General features: G+C 65.5%; 19 protein-coding genes. 12 read left to right on the top strand and 7 right to left on the bottom strand.

The window, feature by feature from the left end:
• From GTP90_RS25150 to GTP90_RS25135, 4 genes are all read left to right on the top strand, one after another.
• The coding region (locus GTP90_RS25150; RefSeq protein ID WP_161086104.1) for an ATP-binding protein at nucleotides 1-1171 on the top strand (1171 nt) is incomplete at its 5' end.
• Between the two features lie 11 nt (nucleotides 1172-1182).
• On the top strand, nucleotides 1183-1854 hold the full coding sequence (locus tag GTP90_RS25145; protein WP_161086103.1) for a response regulator: 672 nt from the start codon (nucleotides 1183-1185) through the stop codon (nucleotides 1852-1854).
• Nucleotides 1855-1884: 30 nt separating this feature from the next.
• On the top strand, nucleotides 1885-2406 hold the full coding sequence (locus GTP90_RS25140) for a GNAT family N-acetyltransferase (RefSeq protein ID WP_161086102.1): 522 nt from the start codon (nucleotides 1885-1887) through the stop codon (nucleotides 2404-2406).
• Nucleotides 2407-2408: 2 nt separating this feature from the next.
• Nucleotides 2409-3362, top strand: a complete 954-nt coding sequence (locus GTP90_RS25135) for a CE1 family esterase (protein ID WP_161086101.1) — start codon at nucleotides 2409-2411, stop codon at nucleotides 3360-3362.
• Nucleotide 3363: 1 nt separating this feature from the next.
• Here the strand turns inward: GTP90_RS25135 and GTP90_RS25130 are convergent, their stop codons facing one another.
• Together GTP90_RS25130 and leuA are read right to left on the bottom strand one after the other, a co-directional pair.
• On the bottom strand, nucleotides 3364-4164 hold the full coding sequence (locus tag GTP90_RS25130; RefSeq protein ID WP_161086100.1) for an alpha/beta fold hydrolase: 801 nt from the start codon (nucleotides 4162-4164) through the stop codon (nucleotides 3364-3366).
• 87 nt (nucleotides 4165-4251) lie between these two features.
• Complete coding sequence (gene leuA, locus GTP90_RS25125) at nucleotides 4252-5952, bottom strand: 2-isopropylmalate synthase (RefSeq protein ID WP_161086099.1); 1701 nt, start codon at nucleotides 5950-5952, stop codon at nucleotides 4252-4254.
• Nucleotides 5953-6387: 435 nt separating this feature from the next.
• On the opposite strand from leuA, the gene GTP90_RS25120 reads away from it, so the two are divergent.
• Genes GTP90_RS25120 through GTP90_RS25110 form a run of 3 tightly spaced genes read left to right on the top strand, consistent with a single transcriptional unit; the run spans nucleotide 6388 to nucleotide 8566 of the window.
• A complete protein-coding gene (locus GTP90_RS25120; protein ID WP_161086098.1) occupies nucleotides 6388-6774 on the top strand; it encodes a DUF8817 family protein in 387 nt (128 codons plus the stop codon).
• A 20-nt stretch (nucleotides 6775-6794) separates the two neighbouring features.
• A complete protein-coding gene (locus GTP90_RS25115) occupies nucleotides 6795-7583 on the top strand; it encodes an APH(3') family aminoglycoside O-phosphotransferase (protein ID WP_161086097.1) in 789 nt (262 codons plus the stop codon).
• A 47-nt stretch (nucleotides 7584-7630) separates the two neighbouring features.
• Complete coding sequence (locus GTP90_RS25110) at nucleotides 7631-8566, top strand: cupin-like domain-containing protein (RefSeq protein ID WP_161086096.1); 936 nt, start codon at nucleotides 7631-7633, stop codon at nucleotides 8564-8566.
• Here GTP90_RS25110 and GTP90_RS25105 read toward each other — a convergent pair.
• On the bottom strand, nucleotides 8563-8844 hold the full coding sequence (locus GTP90_RS25105; protein WP_117009808.1) for a hypothetical protein: 282 nt from the start codon (nucleotides 8842-8844) through the stop codon (nucleotides 8563-8565). The two genes, GTP90_RS25110 and GTP90_RS25105, sit on opposite strands and share 4 nt — an antisense overlap.
• A gap of 1 nt (nucleotide 8845) precedes the next feature.
• Nucleotides 8846-9166, bottom strand: coding sequence for a heavy metal-binding domain-containing protein (locus tag GTP90_RS25100; RefSeq protein ID WP_117009809.1), 321 nt, complete (start codon nucleotides 9164-9166; stop codon nucleotides 8846-8848).
• Between the two features lie 115 nt (nucleotides 9167-9281).
• On the opposite strand from GTP90_RS25100, the gene GTP90_RS25095 reads away from it, so the two are divergent.
• Entirely contained in the window at nucleotides 9282-9938 is a 657-nt protein-coding gene (locus GTP90_RS25095; RefSeq protein ID WP_161086095.1) for an SIMPL domain-containing protein, read from the top strand.
• A gap of 2 nt (nucleotides 9939-9940) precedes the next feature.
• On the opposite strand, the gene GTP90_RS25090 is transcribed toward GTP90_RS25095, so the two are convergent.
• The 3 genes from GTP90_RS25090 to senB are packed head-to-tail and all read right to left on the bottom strand — an operon-like array spanning nucleotide 9941 to nucleotide 12796.
• Nucleotides 9941-10756, bottom strand: a complete 816-nt coding sequence (locus GTP90_RS25090) for an alpha/beta hydrolase family protein (RefSeq protein WP_161086094.1) — start codon at nucleotides 10754-10756, stop codon at nucleotides 9941-9943.
• A 10-nt stretch (nucleotides 10757-10766) separates the two neighbouring features.
• Entirely contained in the window at nucleotides 10767-11813 is a 1047-nt protein-coding gene (selD, locus tag GTP90_RS25085) for a selenide, water dikinase SelD (protein ID WP_161086093.1), read from the bottom strand.
• On the bottom strand, nucleotides 11810-12796 hold the full coding sequence (senB, locus tag GTP90_RS25080; protein ID WP_161086092.1) for a selenoneine biosynthesis selenosugar synthase SenB: 987 nt from the start codon (nucleotides 12794-12796) through the stop codon (nucleotides 11810-11812). The genes selD and senB overlap by 4 nt, the downstream gene beginning before the upstream one ends.
• A gap of 34 nt (nucleotides 12797-12830) precedes the next feature.
• Between senB and senA the strand changes: the two genes are divergently transcribed.
• The 4 genes from senA to GTP90_RS37345 all read left to right on the top strand — a co-directional run bounded on the left by senA (nucleotide 12831) and on the right by GTP90_RS37345 (nucleotide 16923).
• Nucleotides 12831-14033, top strand: a complete 1203-nt coding sequence (gene senA, locus GTP90_RS25075; RefSeq protein WP_161086091.1) for a selenoneine synthase SenA — start codon at nucleotides 12831-12833, stop codon at nucleotides 14031-14033.
• A 34-nt stretch (nucleotides 14034-14067) separates the two neighbouring features.
• Nucleotides 14068-15357, top strand: coding sequence for a Xaa-Pro dipeptidase (locus GTP90_RS25070; protein WP_161086090.1), 1290 nt, complete (start codon nucleotides 14068-14070; stop codon nucleotides 15355-15357).
• A gap of 118 nt (nucleotides 15358-15475) precedes the next feature.
• Nucleotides 15476-16792 carry a hypothetical protein gene (locus tag GTP90_RS25065; RefSeq protein WP_161086089.1) on the top strand — a complete coding sequence of 439 codons (1317 nt, stop codon included), beginning with the start codon at nucleotides 15476-15478 and terminating at the stop codon, nucleotides 16790-16792.
• 8 nt (nucleotides 16793-16800) lie between these two features.
• Nucleotides 16801-16923 (top strand): hypothetical protein, encoded by a 123-nt coding sequence (locus GTP90_RS37345; RefSeq protein ID WP_256369119.1) that lies wholly within the window; start codon nucleotides 16801-16803, stop codon nucleotides 16921-16923.
• Nucleotides 16924-16929 lie beyond the last annotated feature (6 nt).

The raw sequence follows: 16929 nt of genomic DNA, 5'->3' as shown, positions 1-16929 counted from the left end.
CTACGGCCCGCCGCGAGGCGAACCGCCGCCGCGCGCCGATCCGCCGCCAGGCGAAGCGCCGCCGCCGCGCCGCAACGATCCGCTGGACTTCGCCTCGCGCATCTCGATCACCGACGCCGATGGCCGCAGGTTGATCGGGCCTCCCGACCTGCCACCAGGCGTGGAGCGGGCGATCAAGGTCGATGGCGTCGTGGTCGGCCACATGCGGCTGATGCCCTTGCGGCAGACCGGCGGCGAGGACTCCAGCGCCACCGTCTTCCTGCGCGAGCAACTGCAATCGATCCTGCTGCTGTCGGTCGTGCTGATCGGCCTTGCGGTGCTGGCGGCGATCTGGCTGGCCCGCCATTTGCTGCGCCCCGTGGCCGCGCTGCGCGACGTGACGGCACGGCTGGCGCTGGGCGAGTTGAGCGCCCGCGCGCCCCTGCTGTCGCGCGACGAGGTGGCGGAACTGGCGCTGCACGTCAACGCCATGGCCGAAGCCCTGGAGGACAGCGAACGCCAGCGCCGCAAGATGCTGGCCGACGTCTCGCACGAACTGCGCACGCCGCTGACGGTGATACGCGGCGAGATCGAAGCGCTGCTGGACGGCATCCGTCAGGCCGACACCAACGCGCTGCAATCGCTGCATGCGGAGGTGCTGCGCTTGAATAAGCTGGTCGACGACCTGCACCAGCTGACAATGGCCGACGCGGGCGACCTGCACTATCACTGGCATGAGCTGAATCTGGCCGAGCTGCTGCGCCCAACGCTGGAGCGTTACCAGCCGCGCGCGCAGAAGTGCGGCCTGGATCTGAGCTGGAGCCTGCCGTCCGCGCCGTTGCTGCTGCAAGGCGACGCCGGGCGCCTGCAGCAGGTGTTCACCAACCTGCTGGAAAACAGCCTGCGCTACACCGACAGCGGCGGCCAGGTGGTGGTCGCGCTGGGCAGCGCCGGCGGGCATGCCGAGATCGTGGTGGAAGACAGCGCGCCCGGCGTGCCATCCGCCGTCCTTGGCAGCATCTTCGAGCGGCTGTACCGCGTGGACGGCGCCCGTTCGCGCGAACGCGGCGGCAGCGGACTGGGACTGGCGATCTGCAAGGCACTGGTCGAGGCGCACGGCGGCAGCATCGTCGCCGCGCCGTCGGTATTGGGCGGTGTCAAAATAACGGTGCGCCTGCCATTGAAAACATAGGAAGCGAAGACGTGCCCAATATCCTGATCGTTGAAGACGACACCAAGATCGCCGCGCTGCTGGCGGACTACATGAGCGCCGCCGGCTGGACCACGCGGCTGGCCGCCGACGGCCGCAGCGCGGTCGACATCGTCCGCGGCGGCGGCGTGGACCTGGTGCTGCTGGACCTGATGCTGCCGGAGCTGGACGGCATCGGCGTGTGCCGCGAGGTGCGCGCATTCTCCCAGCTACCCATCATCATGCTGACCGCCCGCGTGGACGAGATCGACCGCTTGCTGGGATTGGACAGCGGCGCCGACGATTACGTCTGCAAGCCATTCAGCCCGCGCGAGGTGGTGGCCCGCGTGCGCGTGCATTTGCGCCGCAGCGGGGCGGCCGTACCGCAGGCGCCGGCGGCTCCCGGTTCGCCGTTCCAGATCGACCGCGCCGGCATGCGCGTGCTGCACAAGGGCGCGGCGCTGGCATTGACGCCGCTGGAGTTTCGCCTGCTGGCCGAGTTGATCGACAACCCGAGCCGGGTCTACACACGCCAGCAACTGCTCGATTTTGCGCACCAGGACCAGCGCGATATCGGCGACCGCACCGTCGATTCGCACATCAAGAACATCCGCCGCAAGCTGCCGGATGCCGAGTGCCTGCAATCGGTTTATGGCGTAGGTTACCGCTTCGAGTTGCCGCTATAATTGGCCACTCACTAACAGCCCGGAAGCAGCATGCTTATACGCCGATTGGTTTCATCCGACGCCGCCGCATTCCAGGCCCTGCGGCTGGCGGGGCTGCGCGGCTCTTCGTCCGCGTTCGGTTCCAGCTACGAGGAGGAATGCGACACCCCGCTGTCGACGATCGAGGCCAGGCTGGCGCCGGATTCGGGTCGCAATTTTTTCGGCGCTTTCGACGGCGAGCAATTGGTCGGCATGGTCGGCGTCGGACGCGAGACTGCGCTCAAGGTTCGCCACAAGGCTTATGTCCGCGCGATGTATGTCGCTGAAAGCCATCGGGGGCGCGGCATAGCGCGGCAGCTGATGGAGCATGCGCTGGCGTTTGCCGCCACGCTGGAAGGCGTACAGCGCGTGACGATCTCGGTCACCGCCGGCAATGCGGAGGCGGTTGGCCTGTACGAATCGCTGGGCTTCATCGAATTCGGGCGGGAGCCGGATTCGATGATCGTCGACGGCCGGTTCCAAGATGAGATCATGATGTCGCGCGCGCTGGCGATGGCGCCGTCGATGGAGTGAGCATGTCGGAACGTATGAGTGCGTGGTTGAAGGCCGCTTTTCTTGGTACTTCCAACGGTTCCGCAGCCCGTGCGCAGAGCACTCCGGGCACGCTGTTGCGGCCGGAGGGCGCGCGCAACTATCTGCTTGCGCGGCCCAGCCGGCGTGCGGAGGGCAAGCGTCCGCTGGTCATCGTGCTGCATGGCGCCGGAGCTTCGGCCGTGCAGGTGATGGGTCAGGCGTTCCCGCCATCGCCGCTGTCTGTGTGGCTGGAGATCGCCGAACGCGAGAACGTGGTCGTGCTGGCGGCGGATGCCGGCGCGGGTGGCTGGAGCGATTGCTTCGCCAGCGCGGAGAAGGTGGCGAAGAAGGACGACGTGGCGTTCATCTCTGCGCTGATCGACAAGGCGGTAGCCGAATTCGATGTCGACGCCGCGCGCGTCTACCTGATCGGCGTATCCCGTGGCGGCCTGCTGGCCTACCGCGCAGCGGTGGAGATCCCTCATAAGCTGGCGGCATTTTCGGTGGTCCTGTCCTGCATGCCGCCGCCTCACGCTGCCCGCCCGCCCACGGTTGCGCTGCCGACGCTGATCATCGGCTGCACCGCGGATCCGCTGATGCCTTACCGGGGAGGCAAATACTTTTATACGCTGGGCTTCCTCGATCCGGTTTGCAGCATCGAGGACAGCGCGCACACGTGGCGCGAACTGGCCGGCCTTCCCGATCAAGCCAGCGTGCTTGAGCTGCCAAAGCTGAACTCTTGGGACAAAACGCGGGTCACGCGCTGGATGTGGGGCGACGCGGCGGACGGCCTTCAAGTGGGCCTGTATAAAATCGAGAACGGCGGCCACGCTGAACCAAGCATCACCAAGCGCTATCCCTATTTCATCAACAAGCTGGTGGGCCGGCAGAACGCCGACTTCGAGGTGGCGGAAGCGGCCTGGGAATTTTTCAGGGAAAAGCGCGCGGCCCGCTAGCTTACTTCTGCTTGTCCAGCACTTCCATCACTGCCGCGACAATGGCGGCCGGTTCGCCGTGCGCGACTTCGGCCAGCGGCATGTCGCCGCACGGCTTGCGCGCGGCGCGCATCTGGCCGGCGCTGGTCTCCAGGCTGTCCAGCTCCGAGGCTCGGGCGCGCCAATAGGATGGACGGGCCACTTGCGCCGCCTGCGCAGCCGCCAGCCGTGGTCCGATTTCGCCGTTGATGGCGGTGGCAGGATAGGCACAGGCGGCGATCGTCTTGCCTTCTTCCGCTGCGGCCAGGCAGGCCAGCGCCGCGTCGAGACGGGCCGCGCGGTCCGCAGGCAGCGCATCCTCGTGCATCGCCTCCACCAGCACCAGCCCGGTGACGGCGCCGCGCGAGCGCAGCGCGTAGTGCTGCGCCACCATGGCGCCATAGCCCGCGCCCACCAGCACGAAGGGCGCGTCCATGCGGGCGTTCTTGACCAGGAAGTTCAAGTCCTTGCTGGCATTGGCAACCGTCGATGCGCGGATGGCGGGATCGCTGGCGCCCATGCCGGCACGGTCATAGACGCAGGCGCGGGTGCGCCTGGCCACTTCCGGCAGCACGGCCGACCAATCCCAGCCCGCGCGGCCGCCATCGGCTTCGAACAGCACGGTGGGCGAGCCTTTGCCGGTGCAGTACATATTCAGTTTGCGGCCGCCGACATCGACCTTGACTTGCGCGCCCGCCAGCGCGTCCTGGCCGGCGGGCGGTGTGGCGTGGGCGCCGGTGGCGGCCAGCAGGAAGGCTGCTGCGGAGAGTGCGGATTTGTTCATGGTGTTGGATGAGATGGATGGTGAAAGGGCGCCCTCGTGGGGCGCCCTTCAAGATCCGGCTCTGGCGGTGGCTGGCCGGGAATGGGTTTATGCGGTGGCGTCGGCGCCCGCTGGCGCGGCGGCGGTTTCCTGCTGCCGCAGCTGGCGGTTGACGGCGCTCAGCACCGCCTTGAACGAGGCCGTGACGATATTGCTGTCGATGGCGGCGCCGAACAGGGTCGGGCCGTTGGCCAGGCGCAGCTCGACGTAGCAGGCCGCCTTGGCATTGGCGCCCGAGCCGATCGAATGCTCATGGTAGTCCATCAGCTTGATGTCGAGGCCCAGCGCGTTGACAAAGGCGTCGATAGGACCGTTGCCGCCGCCCTGCAGCGCCAATGGCGCCTTGCGGTGGGTGAGGGCGATGTCGATCTGCACCGGCTCATCGCTGCTGGTGTCTTCGATCATCTTGTGCGCGTTGTAGGCGTACGGGGTGACCTGCTCGAAGTACTCCTTGCTGAAGATGTCGTAGATGCCGTCGGCGGTGATTTCCAGGCCGGTGGAATCGGCCACCGCCTGAACGGCGCGGCTGAATTCAATCTGCAGGCGGCGCGGCAGCACCAGGCCGTAGTCCTGCTCCAACAGGTAAGCCATGCCGCCCTTGCCGGACTGGCTGTTCACGCGGATAACGGCGTCGTAGCTGCGGCCCAGGTCCTGCGGGTCGATCGGCAAGTAAGGGATCTCCCACAGCGCGCCTTCCTGCTGCTGGGCGAAGCCCTTCTTGATCGCGTCCTGGTGCGAGCCGGAGAAGGCGGTGAACACCAGGTCGCCCACGTATGGATGGCGCGGATGCACCGGCAACTGGTTGCACTCTTCGACGCACTTGCGCACTTCGTCGATGTCGGAGAAGTCCAGGCCCGGATGCACGCCTTGCGTGTACAGGTTCAAGGCCAAGGTGACCAGATCGACGTTGCCGGTGCGTTCGCCATTACCGAACAGGCAGCCCTCGACGCGGTCGGCGCCGGCCATCACGGCCATTTCGGCGGAGGCCACGGCGGTGCCGCGGTCGTTGTGCGGGTGGACGCTGATGATCAGCGAATCGCGGCGGGCCAGCTTGCGCGACATCCATTCGATCTGGTCGGCGTAGACGTTGGGCGTGCTGCACTCCACGGTCGACGGCAGGTTGATGATCATCTTGTTGTTCGGAGTCGGTTCCCAGATCGCGGTGACGGCGTCGCAGATATGCTTGGAGAAATCGAGTTCGGTGGTGGAGAACGATTCAGGCGTGTACTCGAAGCCCCATTCGGTCTGCGGGTGCTGCTTGATCAATTCCTTCACCAGCTTGGTGCCGGTGGTGGCGATGTTGGTGATCTCTTCGCGCGACATGCCGAACACCACTTTGCGGAACACCGGCGCCACCGAGTTATACAGGTGGACGATGGCGCGCTTGGCGCCGGCCGCCGATTCCACGGTGCGGCGGATCAGTTCATCGCGCGACTGGGTCAGCACGATGATGGTGACGTCGTCGGGGATGCGGTTTTCCTCGACCAGCTTGCGCACGAAATCGAAGTCGGTCTGCGAGGCCGAAGGGAAGCCCACTTCGATTTCCTTGAGGCCGATCTTCACCAGCAGTTCGAAGAAGCGCAGCTTTTTCTCGGCGCTCATCGGCTCGATCAAGGCCTGGTTGCCATCGCGCAGATCGGTGCTCATCCAGATCGGCGGTTTGGAGATGACGTTGTTCGGCCACTGGCGGTCGGACAATTGGACAGGTGGGAAGGCGCGGTACTTCGCTGCTGGGTTCTGCAACATCATGGGGTACTCCTGGTCTCAAATGGGGAAATGCGGATGCCACGGTCCGACGAATCGGTGTTGGCGCACTGTTGTGGCGAATGGCTGCCGCGCGGCCACGGGATACTAGGCTCGGCAACCGATCGGTAGTTTTAGCAGTAGCGACAGGGCTGGGAACATCGGTGCAAACTTTCCTGGGATTTGTAGACAGGTGCGGCTTATGGCCGGCACAGGGTACAGCTGGAACGCGGATTAGGCGCGTGCTAGTAGGCGCGCTGCCAGCGATAGGGCGCTGGTAGGCGATAGCAGGAAAGCGGATAGGTGCAGATGCGAGGTCATGGCCTTTAATGTACGAGATCGGCGGCGTGACTGTCAAGGAGATTTGATCTTGTTACAATGATTATGTGGCGTCATGGTCTTTTTGTTATCTGCGCGGCGAAGCGCAAAACGGAGGATGGAGTGGAAAAACTCATCGAGGCGGTCATGCCGGTGCTGATGTCGCGTGATGTCAGCGCATCGCTGGCGTTCTATGAAAAGCTGGGTTTCGTCGAGGTGTTCAGGGACCAGGCGGACAGCCCCAGATATGCGGCGGTGGCGCGCGATGGCCTGGAGCTCCAGCTGCAGTGGCAGGACCCGTCGCATTGGGACCATGTGCTGGACCGTCCGGTCTACCGTTTTTATGTGAGCGATGTGGAGTGGGCATATGCCGAATTCCTGCGAAGCGGCGCCATTCCGGGGCCGGGCTCCGGCCCCTGGTGCCAGCCGGGCGATACGCCGTGGGGAACCAGGGAGTTCCATGTGCGTGATCCGGACGGTAACGGCCTTCAGTTTTATCGGGCAGTTTGAACAACATAGAAGAGGAATCAGTGAACGAACAATCATTTTTAAGCCTGCCTCCCGCAGTGAAAAGCTTCATCGGCGATGCGCCCCTGCAGCGCGACGAAGTCGGCGAATCGCCATGCCAGGTCCATCGCTTCCAGCGCGGCAGCGACATTTTTTTCCTCAAGACCTCACCCTCGATCTATGCCGGCACCACCTATAGCGTCATGCGCGAAGCGAGTGTGCTGGACTGGCTTTCGGGGCGGTTGAGCGTTCCGGAGGTCGTCCTCGCCGCGCAAAACGGCGATGGGGAGTGCATGATCACGCGCTCCGTGCCGGGAGTGCCGCTGTCGTCGCTGGTCGCCGCCGGCAAACCGGTGACGGGCTTGTTCCGCGAGGCGCTGCGTCAAGTGCAGTCGGTGCCTGCTGCCGATTGTCCGTTCGATGCCGGCGCGGCGATACGGCTGCGGGAACTGGAGTACCTGATGCGCGAAGGCCTCATCGATGAGGACTGCGACCTGGAACAATGGCCGGGTTTGAGCACACCGCAAAACCTGCTGCATCACCTGCGCGCGACGACACCTGCCGAGGACCTGGTGTTCTCGCACGGCGATCTGGGCGACAGCAATGTGTTTGTCGATGGCGGCGAACGGCTGCACTTCATCGACTGGGGGCGTGGCGGCAAGGCTGACCGCTGGCTCGACATCGCCTTCGTTCACCGCAACCTGCTTGAAGACGTGTCCGGGCGCGCAGCGGCCTCCTTCCTGAAGGAGCTGGACCGGCACGACGCGCCGGCCAAGCGCCTTTTCTTCGAACAGCTTGACGAACTGTTTTGAGAGCGACCAGTTATACTATCGCCCTTAAAAAAATTTTAGTTCGGGATATGTCGAAAGAGAAGAAGCCGGCGGAAGCACCGCGCGCATTGCGCCTGCCGCCAACCAGGCAGGAATCGGAGTCCGCCTGGTCCGCCGACCCTGCGGCGCAGAAGCTGGCGCGCGAGCGCAGGGACGCGCAGGTTCGCGGCGTTACGTCGATCCCCGAGATGCGCGAGGCGATCAAGCGTGCGTCGCGCGAACTGCCGGCTATCGCGGAGATACCGCGTATCCGTGCGCTCGATGCCGCCGCCTTTCGCAAGCGGGCAGCGGACGGGCTGCCGTTCCTGATGGCCGGCGCGGCCAGCCGCTGGCCGTTGTGCGCCCTGACGCCGGAATCGCTGCGCGCGCAGTACAGCCACCTGCCGGTGCGCGCGCGGGTGGGCGACTACATCAACACCGCGTTCGCGCCCGACCGCGCGATGCAGGACATGTCGATGCTGGAGTATCTTGAGCTGGTCGCCGCCGGCACGCACGACCTGCCGCCGTACCTGGGCAACCTGGAACTGCGTGAGCTGAACCGCCTTTGTCACTGGCCCACGTACTTCGACAAAATGGGCCCGCCGCGCTTCTGGCTCGGCCCCGCAGGCACGGTGACGCCGCTGCATTGCGACTACGACGACAATATCTTCGCGCAGATCTGGGGCACCAAGCGCATCTTCCTGGCGCCGCCGCACCACGACGAGTTCCTGTATCCGAACGAGGCCAACGCCATCCTGTTCGGCTCTCCGTTCGATCCCGAGGCGCCGGATTATGAGAAGTTTCCCCTCGCGCGCCAGGCCGCCACGGTCGAAGTCATCGTCAATCCGGGCGACATGCTGTACGTGCCGGCCGGCTGGTACCATCAGGTGCGCGCGCTGACGTTCTCGTTGTCATCCAACCGGTGGTCCCGGTCCATGCCGTTTGTCCTGAATGGCGATCCCTCTCTGCGGCAGCCTGCGGCCTAGCGCACCTTGGCGACATAACGTCGTTCGCCGGTACCGGGATCGTACAGGACTTCCATCGCCGCGCCGGACTCCGGGTCGATGAACTGTTCGCCGGTGGGTTGCCAGTTACCGCCGGTCGCTGGCGGCGGTTGATAGCGCCAGCGTTCGAACAGCACCGCCACCGTAAGGATCCCGCCCCAGATTGCCGCGGGCATCGCCTCGGGGTGGCCGGTCGCCAGGGCGATCGCGCCGCCACCGGCGACCAGCAGCGCGATGACGAGTATCGCGTTGCGCAGCATGTCAGGCTTTCTCGACCACGACGACCGTGCCGTAGGCGACGATCTCGCTCATGGTCTGGCCGATCTCGGAAGAGTCGAAGCGCATCATGACGACCGCATTGCCACCCATTTGCTGCGCGTTCTTGACCATGCGGTCCAGCGCATGGCGGCGCGTTTCCTCCAGCAGCGCGGTGTATTCCAGGATCTCGCCGCCGAAGATGGAGCGCAGCCCTGCCATCAGGTTGCCCGCCAGGCCGCGGCTGCGCACGACCACGCCGAATACCTGTCCCTTCACTTCCAGCACCCGGTAGCCTGCGACGTTTTCTGTGGTGGTGACCAGCATGGCTTTCTTTCGGTAGTTGATGATGGATCTACTTTAACGCATGCGCGGGCCGCCGCCACGGCAATCGTTTGCGGCTTTCACCGGAGAGTGAGCCGGCGGCTGGAAATGCGGTAGGATGCTGGTTGCAAAAAAAACCACTCGTACTTTGGGGGCGCGGATGGCTCGACAGTCACGATTAATGTACGTCGCGCCGGATAACAGCGAAATCGTATTCGATCTGAGGACGAGCGACCCCAATCCGGAGCTGGCCTTTTCCCGCATCAATGAGCGCATCGCGCAGCTGCAGGCCTTGATAGCGGCGCAGGCGCTGCCTGATGCCTTGTCCGTGGGAGACGTCAAGCGCGAACAGCTGGCCGCCAAGGATGGCAACCCGGAGGCCGCGCAGATGAAGTGCAGCTTGCGTATCAAGGTCGAAGACCTCGCCAAGTGGAAGGCCGTCATCGCGCCGGTGCTCAACATGCCGGACGTGGACAAGCTGTCCGTCTTCTTCGACACCACCCAGCGCGAGGAGATCGACAATCAGCTGCTGGTGGAAGCCAGCAAGAACGCGCGCAAGCGTGCCGACGTGATGGCGCGCGCGTTTGGCCGCCAACTGACGACGGCATCGGCCATCAGCGACGGTCAGCTGCGCAATCTCACTGCGTCGATCGGGCTGGTGATCAGCAACGGCGTCGCCAATCGGCAGAAGCGCCTCGAGCCGGCGGCGGACCTGACCGGCATTACGGTCATGAAGTTCGCCAAGTCGGTCGATGTGGTCTACCGGACCAAGTAGTTCTACTTGCAGTTTTGCTCGATGAAGCTGAATACGTCGGCGAACCATATGCCGGCGCCGCGATACGCGAAGCTGTGGCCTTCCGCAGCGTTTTTGCCGAAGGCGCCGTAGGTTTTTACCATGCTGGTTTTTCCGGCTTGCGATCGCTCCGCGGACAACACCTGGCTGGGCTCCAGGTTGAAATCGTTCGCGGCCTGGAAGAACATCATTGGACTGGCGGCGTTGCGGGCGGCCGACTTCATCACCTCCTGGAGCTCGGGCGATTGCGACCAGCTCTCGGCGCCGCCGGATGCGACGACGGCCGCGCAATAGGGCGCCTTGGCGGCGCCCAGCACCGCCTCCACTCCGCCGAAGGAATTGCCGGCGACGGCCACCGGCTTTCCTTGTGAGTAGGGCTGCGATTGTATCCATGCCAGTGCCGCCAGCTGGTCGTCGAGATGGTCGGTGCTGAGCAGGCGGGTCATCGTGCGCGAACCTTCCTGCATGCCGCCGCGCGCGGTGGCGGCCCTGATCTCGTCGCCGATGTAAGGGCCGGCATCGGAGCTATAGCCTTGGCCGCGCCGGTAGGGCATGAAGAAGACCCATCCCCGCGCGGCGAACAGCGGCCCGATGATCCTGGCGGCCTGGCTGTTCAACATGCCCGCCGCGCTGCCGTGGTTATACAGTAGCACGGGGAAGGGGCCTTCGCCCGATGGCCTGTATAGCTCACCGCCCAGCGTTCCGCTGTTGCCGGGGAAGTGGACTATTTCCGGTTCGGCCGCTTGCGCGCCGGCGGCCAGCATCCAGACGAGGGCCGGCAGGAGCAGTCGATAGCGCATCGGGCGCAGGTCAGCCGACCGTCACGCGTGCCGCGCCGTCGGCCATGCGGCCGATGACGGCCGCTTCGCCGAAGCCTTCGCGGCGGAACAGCTCCAGCACGTCGTCGACGCTGCCGGCGTCGCACGACACCAGCAGGCCGCCCGAGGTTTGCGGATCGGTCAGCAGCATGTGCTGGGCCTGCGACACCGACGGCGACAGCTCGACATCCTTGCCATAGGCGTCCCAGTTGCGGCCCGAGGCGCCGGTGAAGTAGCCGTCGTGCGCCAGTTGCTCGACGCCCGGCAGCAGCGGAATCTTGTCCATGTCGAGATGCGCCGTGAGCTTGGCGCCGCGCGCCAGTTCCAGCAGGTGGCCCAGCAGGCCGAAACCTGTGACGTCGGTCAGCGCGTGCACGCCCGCCATTTCCGACAGCGCCTTGCCCGGCTTATTGAGCTTGGTGGTGTTGGCGATCATGGCCTGGTAGCCGGCGGCGTCCAGCTTGTCCTTCTTCAGCGCGGCCGACAGCACGCCCACGCCCAGCGGTTTGCCCAGCACCAGCACGTCCCCGGCCTTGGCTTCGGCGTTGCGCTTCACCTTCGATGGATGGACGAGGCCCAGCACCACCAGACCGTAGATCGGCTCGACCGAGTCGATGGTGTGGCCGCCGGCGATGGGGATGCCGGCTTCGGCGCAGATCGATTCGCCGCCCTTGATGATCTGGCCGATGGTTTCCAGCGGCAGTTTGTTGATCGGCATGCCGACCAGGGCCAGTGCCATGATCGGCGTGCCGCCCATGGCGTAGACGTCGGAGATGGCGTTGGTGGCGGCGATGCGGCCGAAGTCGAACGGGTCGTCGACGATGGGCATGAAGAAGTCGGTGGTGGCGATCAGCGCCTGCTCGTCATTGAGTTTGTAGACGGCTGCGTCGTCGGCGGTCTCGATGCCGACCATCAGTTCCTTCGGCACCGGGAAGCCGGACGAATTTTTCAGGATCTCGGACAGCACGCCCGGCGCGATCTTGCAGCCGCAGCCGCCGCCATGGGAGAAGGAGGTCAGTTTGATTGGGTCATTGCTCATGATGTCGTTCCTTGTTTAGACTTGTGCAGCAGATTATCCACCAACTCCAGCAAAGCTGCCTGCTCGGCCGCCGGAGCGAAGAGGGGCGCCCGCGCGTCGCACTGGGCGCGCAGCAGGGAATGGAAGTCCGGTTCGGCCAGCGCGCGGTCGATCAGGCGGGCCAGCGCGGCGGCGTCGCCGGGCGGGAAGTAGCCGGCGTAGCCGTCGCCCAGCATGCCGCGGTTGCCGCTGATGTCGCTCGCCAGCACCGGCACGCCGCTGCAAACGGCTTCGATGATGACATTGGCGCCGCCTTCCATGTGCGAGGTGATCGCCATCAGGCAGCTGCGCTTGAGGCGCTGCCGCGTGGCCGCATGCGGCAGCGCGCCCAGCCACCGGTAGCGCGGATGGGCGGCGGCCGTGGCCAGCGCGGCCTGTTCCAGCGCCGGTTCCAGCGCGCCGCCGATGTGGACCAGGCGTGCCTTGGGCGCCGTGACCAGCGCGGCGGCGCGCATGAAGGTCAGCGGGTCTTTTTCGGAGCGCAGGTGGCCGACCATGGTGATGTCCATGTGTCGCTTGTTGGCTGGACGCGCGGGCCGCAGCGTGGGTGCCGACTGGAAGATCACGCTGGCCTTGGCGCGCACTGGCGCGGGCAGGGCTGCCATGCCGGACGGTTGCAATACCACCAGCGCGCTGGCCTGGCGCAGCGCCTGCTGGGCGCTGGCGTCGGTCTGGATGTCGCGATACAGGTCGGTCCCGGTGAGCAGCAGGATCGATGGCCGCAGCGGATAAGCGTGGGCATAGGCATCGAGCGAGGGCGCCGAGCGGCGCGCGTGCAGCGCGATCAGCAGGTCGGGCGCGGCATCGCCATCGGTCCACTGTTGTGAAATCGATACCCGGTATCGTGTGCGCAGAAAACGCGCCCAGCGGCTGGCGCTCTGCCAGTTGCCGTTGTTGGCCCGCGCCGAGGCAGGACTGACGATCCAGATATGGGGTGCGCTCACTGGTGTTTTGGCTAAAAATCGTTACAATCGGCCCATGACTTCCAACCCAACTTCGTTCAGGAGCGCCTCGCCGCAGCAGACGGCGCAGGCGCTGCAGCATGCGCGGGATTATACGCTGTCGTTGTTCGAGTGCTTCGCGGCCGCCGGCATGGACGTGGCGGAGCGCGTGCCGCAGCTGCGCATCGTCAATCCGCCGTTGTGGGAGCTTGGCCACACCGCCTGGTTTGCCGAATGGTTCATCCTGCGCGCGGCCGGGTCCAGCCACCCGGCCGACGCCCACGGGAACTGCTTGCTGACCAAGGGTGACGACTGGTTCGATTCGGCGCGCGTGCCGCACCGCAGCCGCTGGACGCTGGACCTGCCCAGCACCGGCGCGCTGAAGACCTACTGCCACGAAGTGCTGGACCGTGTGCTTGACAGGCTGTCGCGCGAACCGAACGACGGCGCGGCGCTGTATCCCTACCGGCTGGCGCTGGCGCACGAGGACATGCACGGCGAGGCGATGCTCTACACCTTGCAGACCCTCGGCTTGCCCGCGCCGGAGCGGGCCGCGCACAACGGCCATCAGCTGTTTGCGCCATCGGAGATCTGCTTCCCCGGCGGGACCATCCAGCTGGGCAGCGCCGAGGGCAACGGCTTCGTGTTCGACAACGAGCGTCAGGCGCATGCCTTCCGCGTGGCGCCGTTCACGATCGACAGCACGCTGGTGACGAATGCGCAGTATGCCGATTTTATCGGCGACGGCGGCTACGACAACCGCCAGTTCTGGAGCAGCGCGGGCGCCGATTGGCTGATGCGCCAGGAGCGCTCGGCGCCGCGCTATTGGCAGCGCGACGGCGGGCAATGGCGCACGGTGCGCTTCGGCAGGCCCACGACGCTGGCCGGCGCCGAGCCGGTGCGGCATGTGAACCTGTACGAGGCGCAGGCATACTGCTCCTGGGCCGGCCGCCGCCTGCCGACCGAGGCGGAGTGGGAGTACGCCGCGCTGTCCGGCCATCCGGCGTTCCGGTGGGGCCAGCTGTGGGAGTGGACCGCGTCGCCGTTTGATGCCTACCCCGGCTTCCAGGCGGACCGCTACCGCGAATACTCGGAGCCGTGGTTCTCCACGCATCAAACCTTGCGCGGCGCCTCGTTCGCCACGCCGCCACGTTTCGTCAACGCCCGCTTCCGCAATTTCTTCCTGCCCGAGCGCGACGACATCTTCGCCGGATTCCGCACCTGTGCGTGGCCGGGATAACATCCACAACAAGCAGACTTTTTTCGGGAACTCCATGAAATTCAAGCATCTCCTGATCTCCGCCACCGTCGCAGCCACCCTGGGCGCGGCCGCGCCGTCGTTCGCCGACGGCGGAAAAGTGGTGGCGATACGCGCCGGCCGGCTGGTCGACGTGGTCGCCGGCACGGTGCTCAAGGACCAGACCATCGTCATCACCGGCGAGCGCATTACCTCGGTCGGCCCCAGCGCCTCGGCCAAGGTGCCGGCGGGCGCGCAGCTGATCGACCTGTCGTCGCAGACCGTGCTGCCAGGCCTGATCGATATGCACACCCATCTGACCGGCGACCCTTACCTGGGCGGCTACAACGCGCTGGGCGTGTCCGATACGCGGGCCGCACTGTACGGCGTGCGCGCCGCGCGCAAGACGCTGGAGGCGGGCTTCACCACCGTGCGCAATGTCGGCGCGAGTGGCTTTGGCGACGTGGCGCTGCGCGACGCCATCAACGACGGCGATTTCATCGGCCCGCGCATGCGCACCGCGGGTTACGCCATCGGCATCCAGGGCGGCCACTGCGACGAGAACCTGCTGCCGCCGGATATGAAGTTCACCAGCCGTGGCGTGGCCGACGGCCCGTGGGAAGCGCGCGCCAAGGTGCGCGAGATGGCCAAGTACGGCGCCGACGTGATCAAGATCTGCGCCTCGGGCGGCGTGCTGTCCAAGGGCGACGAGCCGGGCGCGCAGCAGTACACGCTGGAGGAGATGCAGGCCATCGTCGGCGAGGCGCATAAGCTGGGCCGCAAAGTGGCGGCGCACGCGCACGGCGCCAGCAGCATCCGCGATGCGATCCTGGCCGGCGTCGATTCGATCGAGCACGCAAGCCTGATCGACGACGAGGGCATCAAGCTGGCGCGCGAGAAGGGCACCTACCTGGTGATGGACATATACAACGACGACTTCATCCTGCAGGAAGGCGAGAAGGCCGGCATGCTGCCGGAGTCGATCGCCAAGGAGAAAGTGGTCGGCCAGATCCAGCGCGATAACTTCCGCAAGGCCCTCAACGGCGGCGCCAGGATGGCCTTCGGCACCGACTCCGGCGTTTATCCGCACGGCGACAACGCGAAGCAGTTCGCCTACATGATCAAGTACGGCATGACGTCGATGCAGGCGATCCAGGCGGCCACCATCAACGCGGCCGACCTGCTGGGCTGGAAGGACCGCGTGGGCTCACTCACCGCCGGCAAGTTCGCCGACATCATCGCCGTCAAGGGCGATCCTGCGGAGAACGCGACAGAGCTGACCAAGGTGACCTTCGTGATGAAGGGCGGCGAAGTAATCAAGAAATAAAGGCCTGCCGGGTCATCCCGCTGGCTCGCGGGGCCATGTTGTTGTGGCGCGAATGGTATAGGGAAGGGATTGTTTTTCTATATACTTTTCGCTTTCAGACAGTGCACTGTGAGCCAGTATGCGTTTTCAAGCCTTCCCCCGCCATCTGGCCCTGCTGGCGCTGGCCGCCGCGTTGAACGCATGCGGCGGCGGTTCTTCCGGCACCACGGCAAAGCCTGACGCCACGGCCGCCACCTTCACCGGCACCACGCCCGACACCTCCAGTCTCATCGACGTCGATGGCGCCCGGCAGACCCTTACGCTGCCTGGAGGCGCCGCGCTGAAGGGCATGGGCGATGCGCTGATCGTGGGCGACCATATCGTGGTGCGCTCGTTCTCCGATACCACCGTTATCCAGAACGGCAACCAGGTGCATCCGCGCACCCGACTGAGTGTGCTGGACAAGGATGGCGCGCTGGTGTCCAGCATCGATTACGGCTTCACACTGGCCGCCGGCTACCTGGGCGAGTGGCAGATGCTGCCCTCGCCGGACGGCTTTGTGATGGTGCAGTCCGGCCCCGGCGCCAAGCTGCTGCACTTCGACGCGCAGGCGAAGCAGATCGGCGGCGCCATCGACCTGTATCCGGGGGTGGCGCCCACGTCGACCACCGAGCTGGCGGCGGCCGAGAGCAGCGGCGCGGTGGACGGCAACGGCTTTTGGCTGGTCACCACCTTTTCCCTGCTGCCGGTCACCGACAAGACGCAATACCTGCTCAAGCTGTGCAAATTCGATTTCGACGGACGGCAGTTGACTCCGCCGTTCGAGATATCGACGTCGGCGCTGCATCCGCGCGTGGCCGCGTCGGCCGGCGTGGTGCTGTCCTCATGGCTGGAAGGCGGCGGCGCGATGGTCGCCATGTGGCCCAAGGGATTGGGCGCGCCCATCGTGCATACGCTGGGCACCAGTGGCGCATTGCCTTATCCGGTCGCGCTGGACACCAGCGGCAAAATGGGCGTGCTATGGAACGGCAAGGCCTCGCTCTCCAGTCCCGGCGGCGTGATGGGCGTGGCGCTCGACAAATCCGGCATCGCGGTGCTGCCGGCCGACCGCACCGACCTGGGACAGGAAACCTTGTCCGGCAAGTGGGCCGGCAACGGCCGTTCGCCCGATCTCGACGCGCATCTCTACAAGGGTAGCCTGCTGCTGGCCGATGTGGTGGTCGGTTCCTACAAGGTTGGCGATCCGGTGGGGGATGTGCTGGTGCTGGGCGATTACGGCGTCGGCACGGCGGCGCTGTCGGCACAGAAGTCGACCATCCTGCGCATCAAGTTGACCGGCACCGACACCGAGTTTGGCGGCACCGCGGTGATACGGCAGCTGATGTTTGACGGTCATGGCGTGCTGCTGGTCGGCGACGAGCATCGCCTGGTGATGATGAGGATTAAGCGCAATTGAGCCAACCCATGTCAGCGCTGCCTCAGGTTGACATGGCTGAAAAGCTATGCGATGCTCCTCGCATGATGCTGACTAAACGCCAATATTCGAAGCTTGCGATTATTGCCGCCATTATTTCGATGGCGGGTTAGCTTTTT

Origin of the sequence: Duganella vulcania (genome assembly GCF_009857655.1) — a bacterium.
Classification (GTDB): domain Bacteria; phylum Pseudomonadota; class Gammaproteobacteria; order Burkholderiales; family Burkholderiaceae_D; genus Rugamonas; species Rugamonas vulcania.
Note: the sequence above shows the minus strand (reverse complement) of the source record. Positions and strands in the feature narration are given on the sequence as shown.

Coding starts and splice junctions, on each gene's coding strand:
- GTP90_RS25070 (WP_161086090.1), top strand. CDS start 14,068: ATGAAATTCAAGCATCTCCTGATCTCCGCCACCGTCGCAGCCACCCTG.
- GTP90_RS25100 (WP_117009809.1), bottom strand. CDS start 9,166: ATGCTGGTCACCACCACAGAAAACGTCGCAGGCTACCGGGTGCTGGAA.
- senA (WP_161086091.1), top strand. CDS start 12,831: ATGACTTCCAACCCAACTTCGTTCAGGAGCGCCTCGCCGCAGCAGACG.
- GTP90_RS25140 (WP_161086102.1), top strand. CDS start 1,885: ATGCTTATACGCCGATTGGTTTCATCCGACGCCGCCGCATTCCAGGCC.
- leuA (WP_161086099.1), bottom strand. CDS start 5,952: ATGATGTTGCAGAACCCAGCAGCGAAGTACCGCGCCTTCCCACCTGTC.
- GTP90_RS25095 (WP_161086095.1), top strand. CDS start 9,282: ATGCTGGTTGCAAAAAAAACCACTCGTACTTTGGGGGCGCGGATGGCT.
- selD (WP_161086093.1), bottom strand. CDS start 11,813: ATGAGCAATGACCCAATCAAACTGACCTCCTTCTCCCATGGCGGCGGC.
- GTP90_RS25065 (WP_161086089.1), top strand. CDS start 15,476: ATGCGTTTTCAAGCCTTCCCCCGCCATCTGGCCCTGCTGGCGCTGGCC.
- GTP90_RS25130 (WP_161086100.1), bottom strand. CDS start 4,164: ATGAACAAATCCGCACTCTCCGCAGCAGCCTTCCTGCTGGCCGCCACC.
- GTP90_RS25090 (WP_161086094.1), bottom strand. CDS start 10,756: ATGCGCTATCGACTGCTCCTGCCGGCCCTCGTCTGGATGCTGGCCGCC.
- GTP90_RS25110 (WP_161086096.1), top strand. CDS start 7,631: ATGTCGAAAGAGAAGAAGCCGGCGGAAGCACCGCGCGCATTGCGCCTG.
- GTP90_RS25105 (WP_117009808.1), bottom strand. CDS start 8,844: ATGCTGCGCAACGCGATACTCGTCATCGCGCTGCTGGTCGCCGGTGGC.
- GTP90_RS37345 (WP_256369119.1), top strand. CDS start 16,801: ATGTCAGCGCTGCCTCAGGTTGACATGGCTGAAAAGCTATGCGATGCT.
- GTP90_RS25135 (WP_161086101.1), top strand. CDS start 2,409: ATGTCGGAACGTATGAGTGCGTGGTTGAAGGCCGCTTTTCTTGGTACT.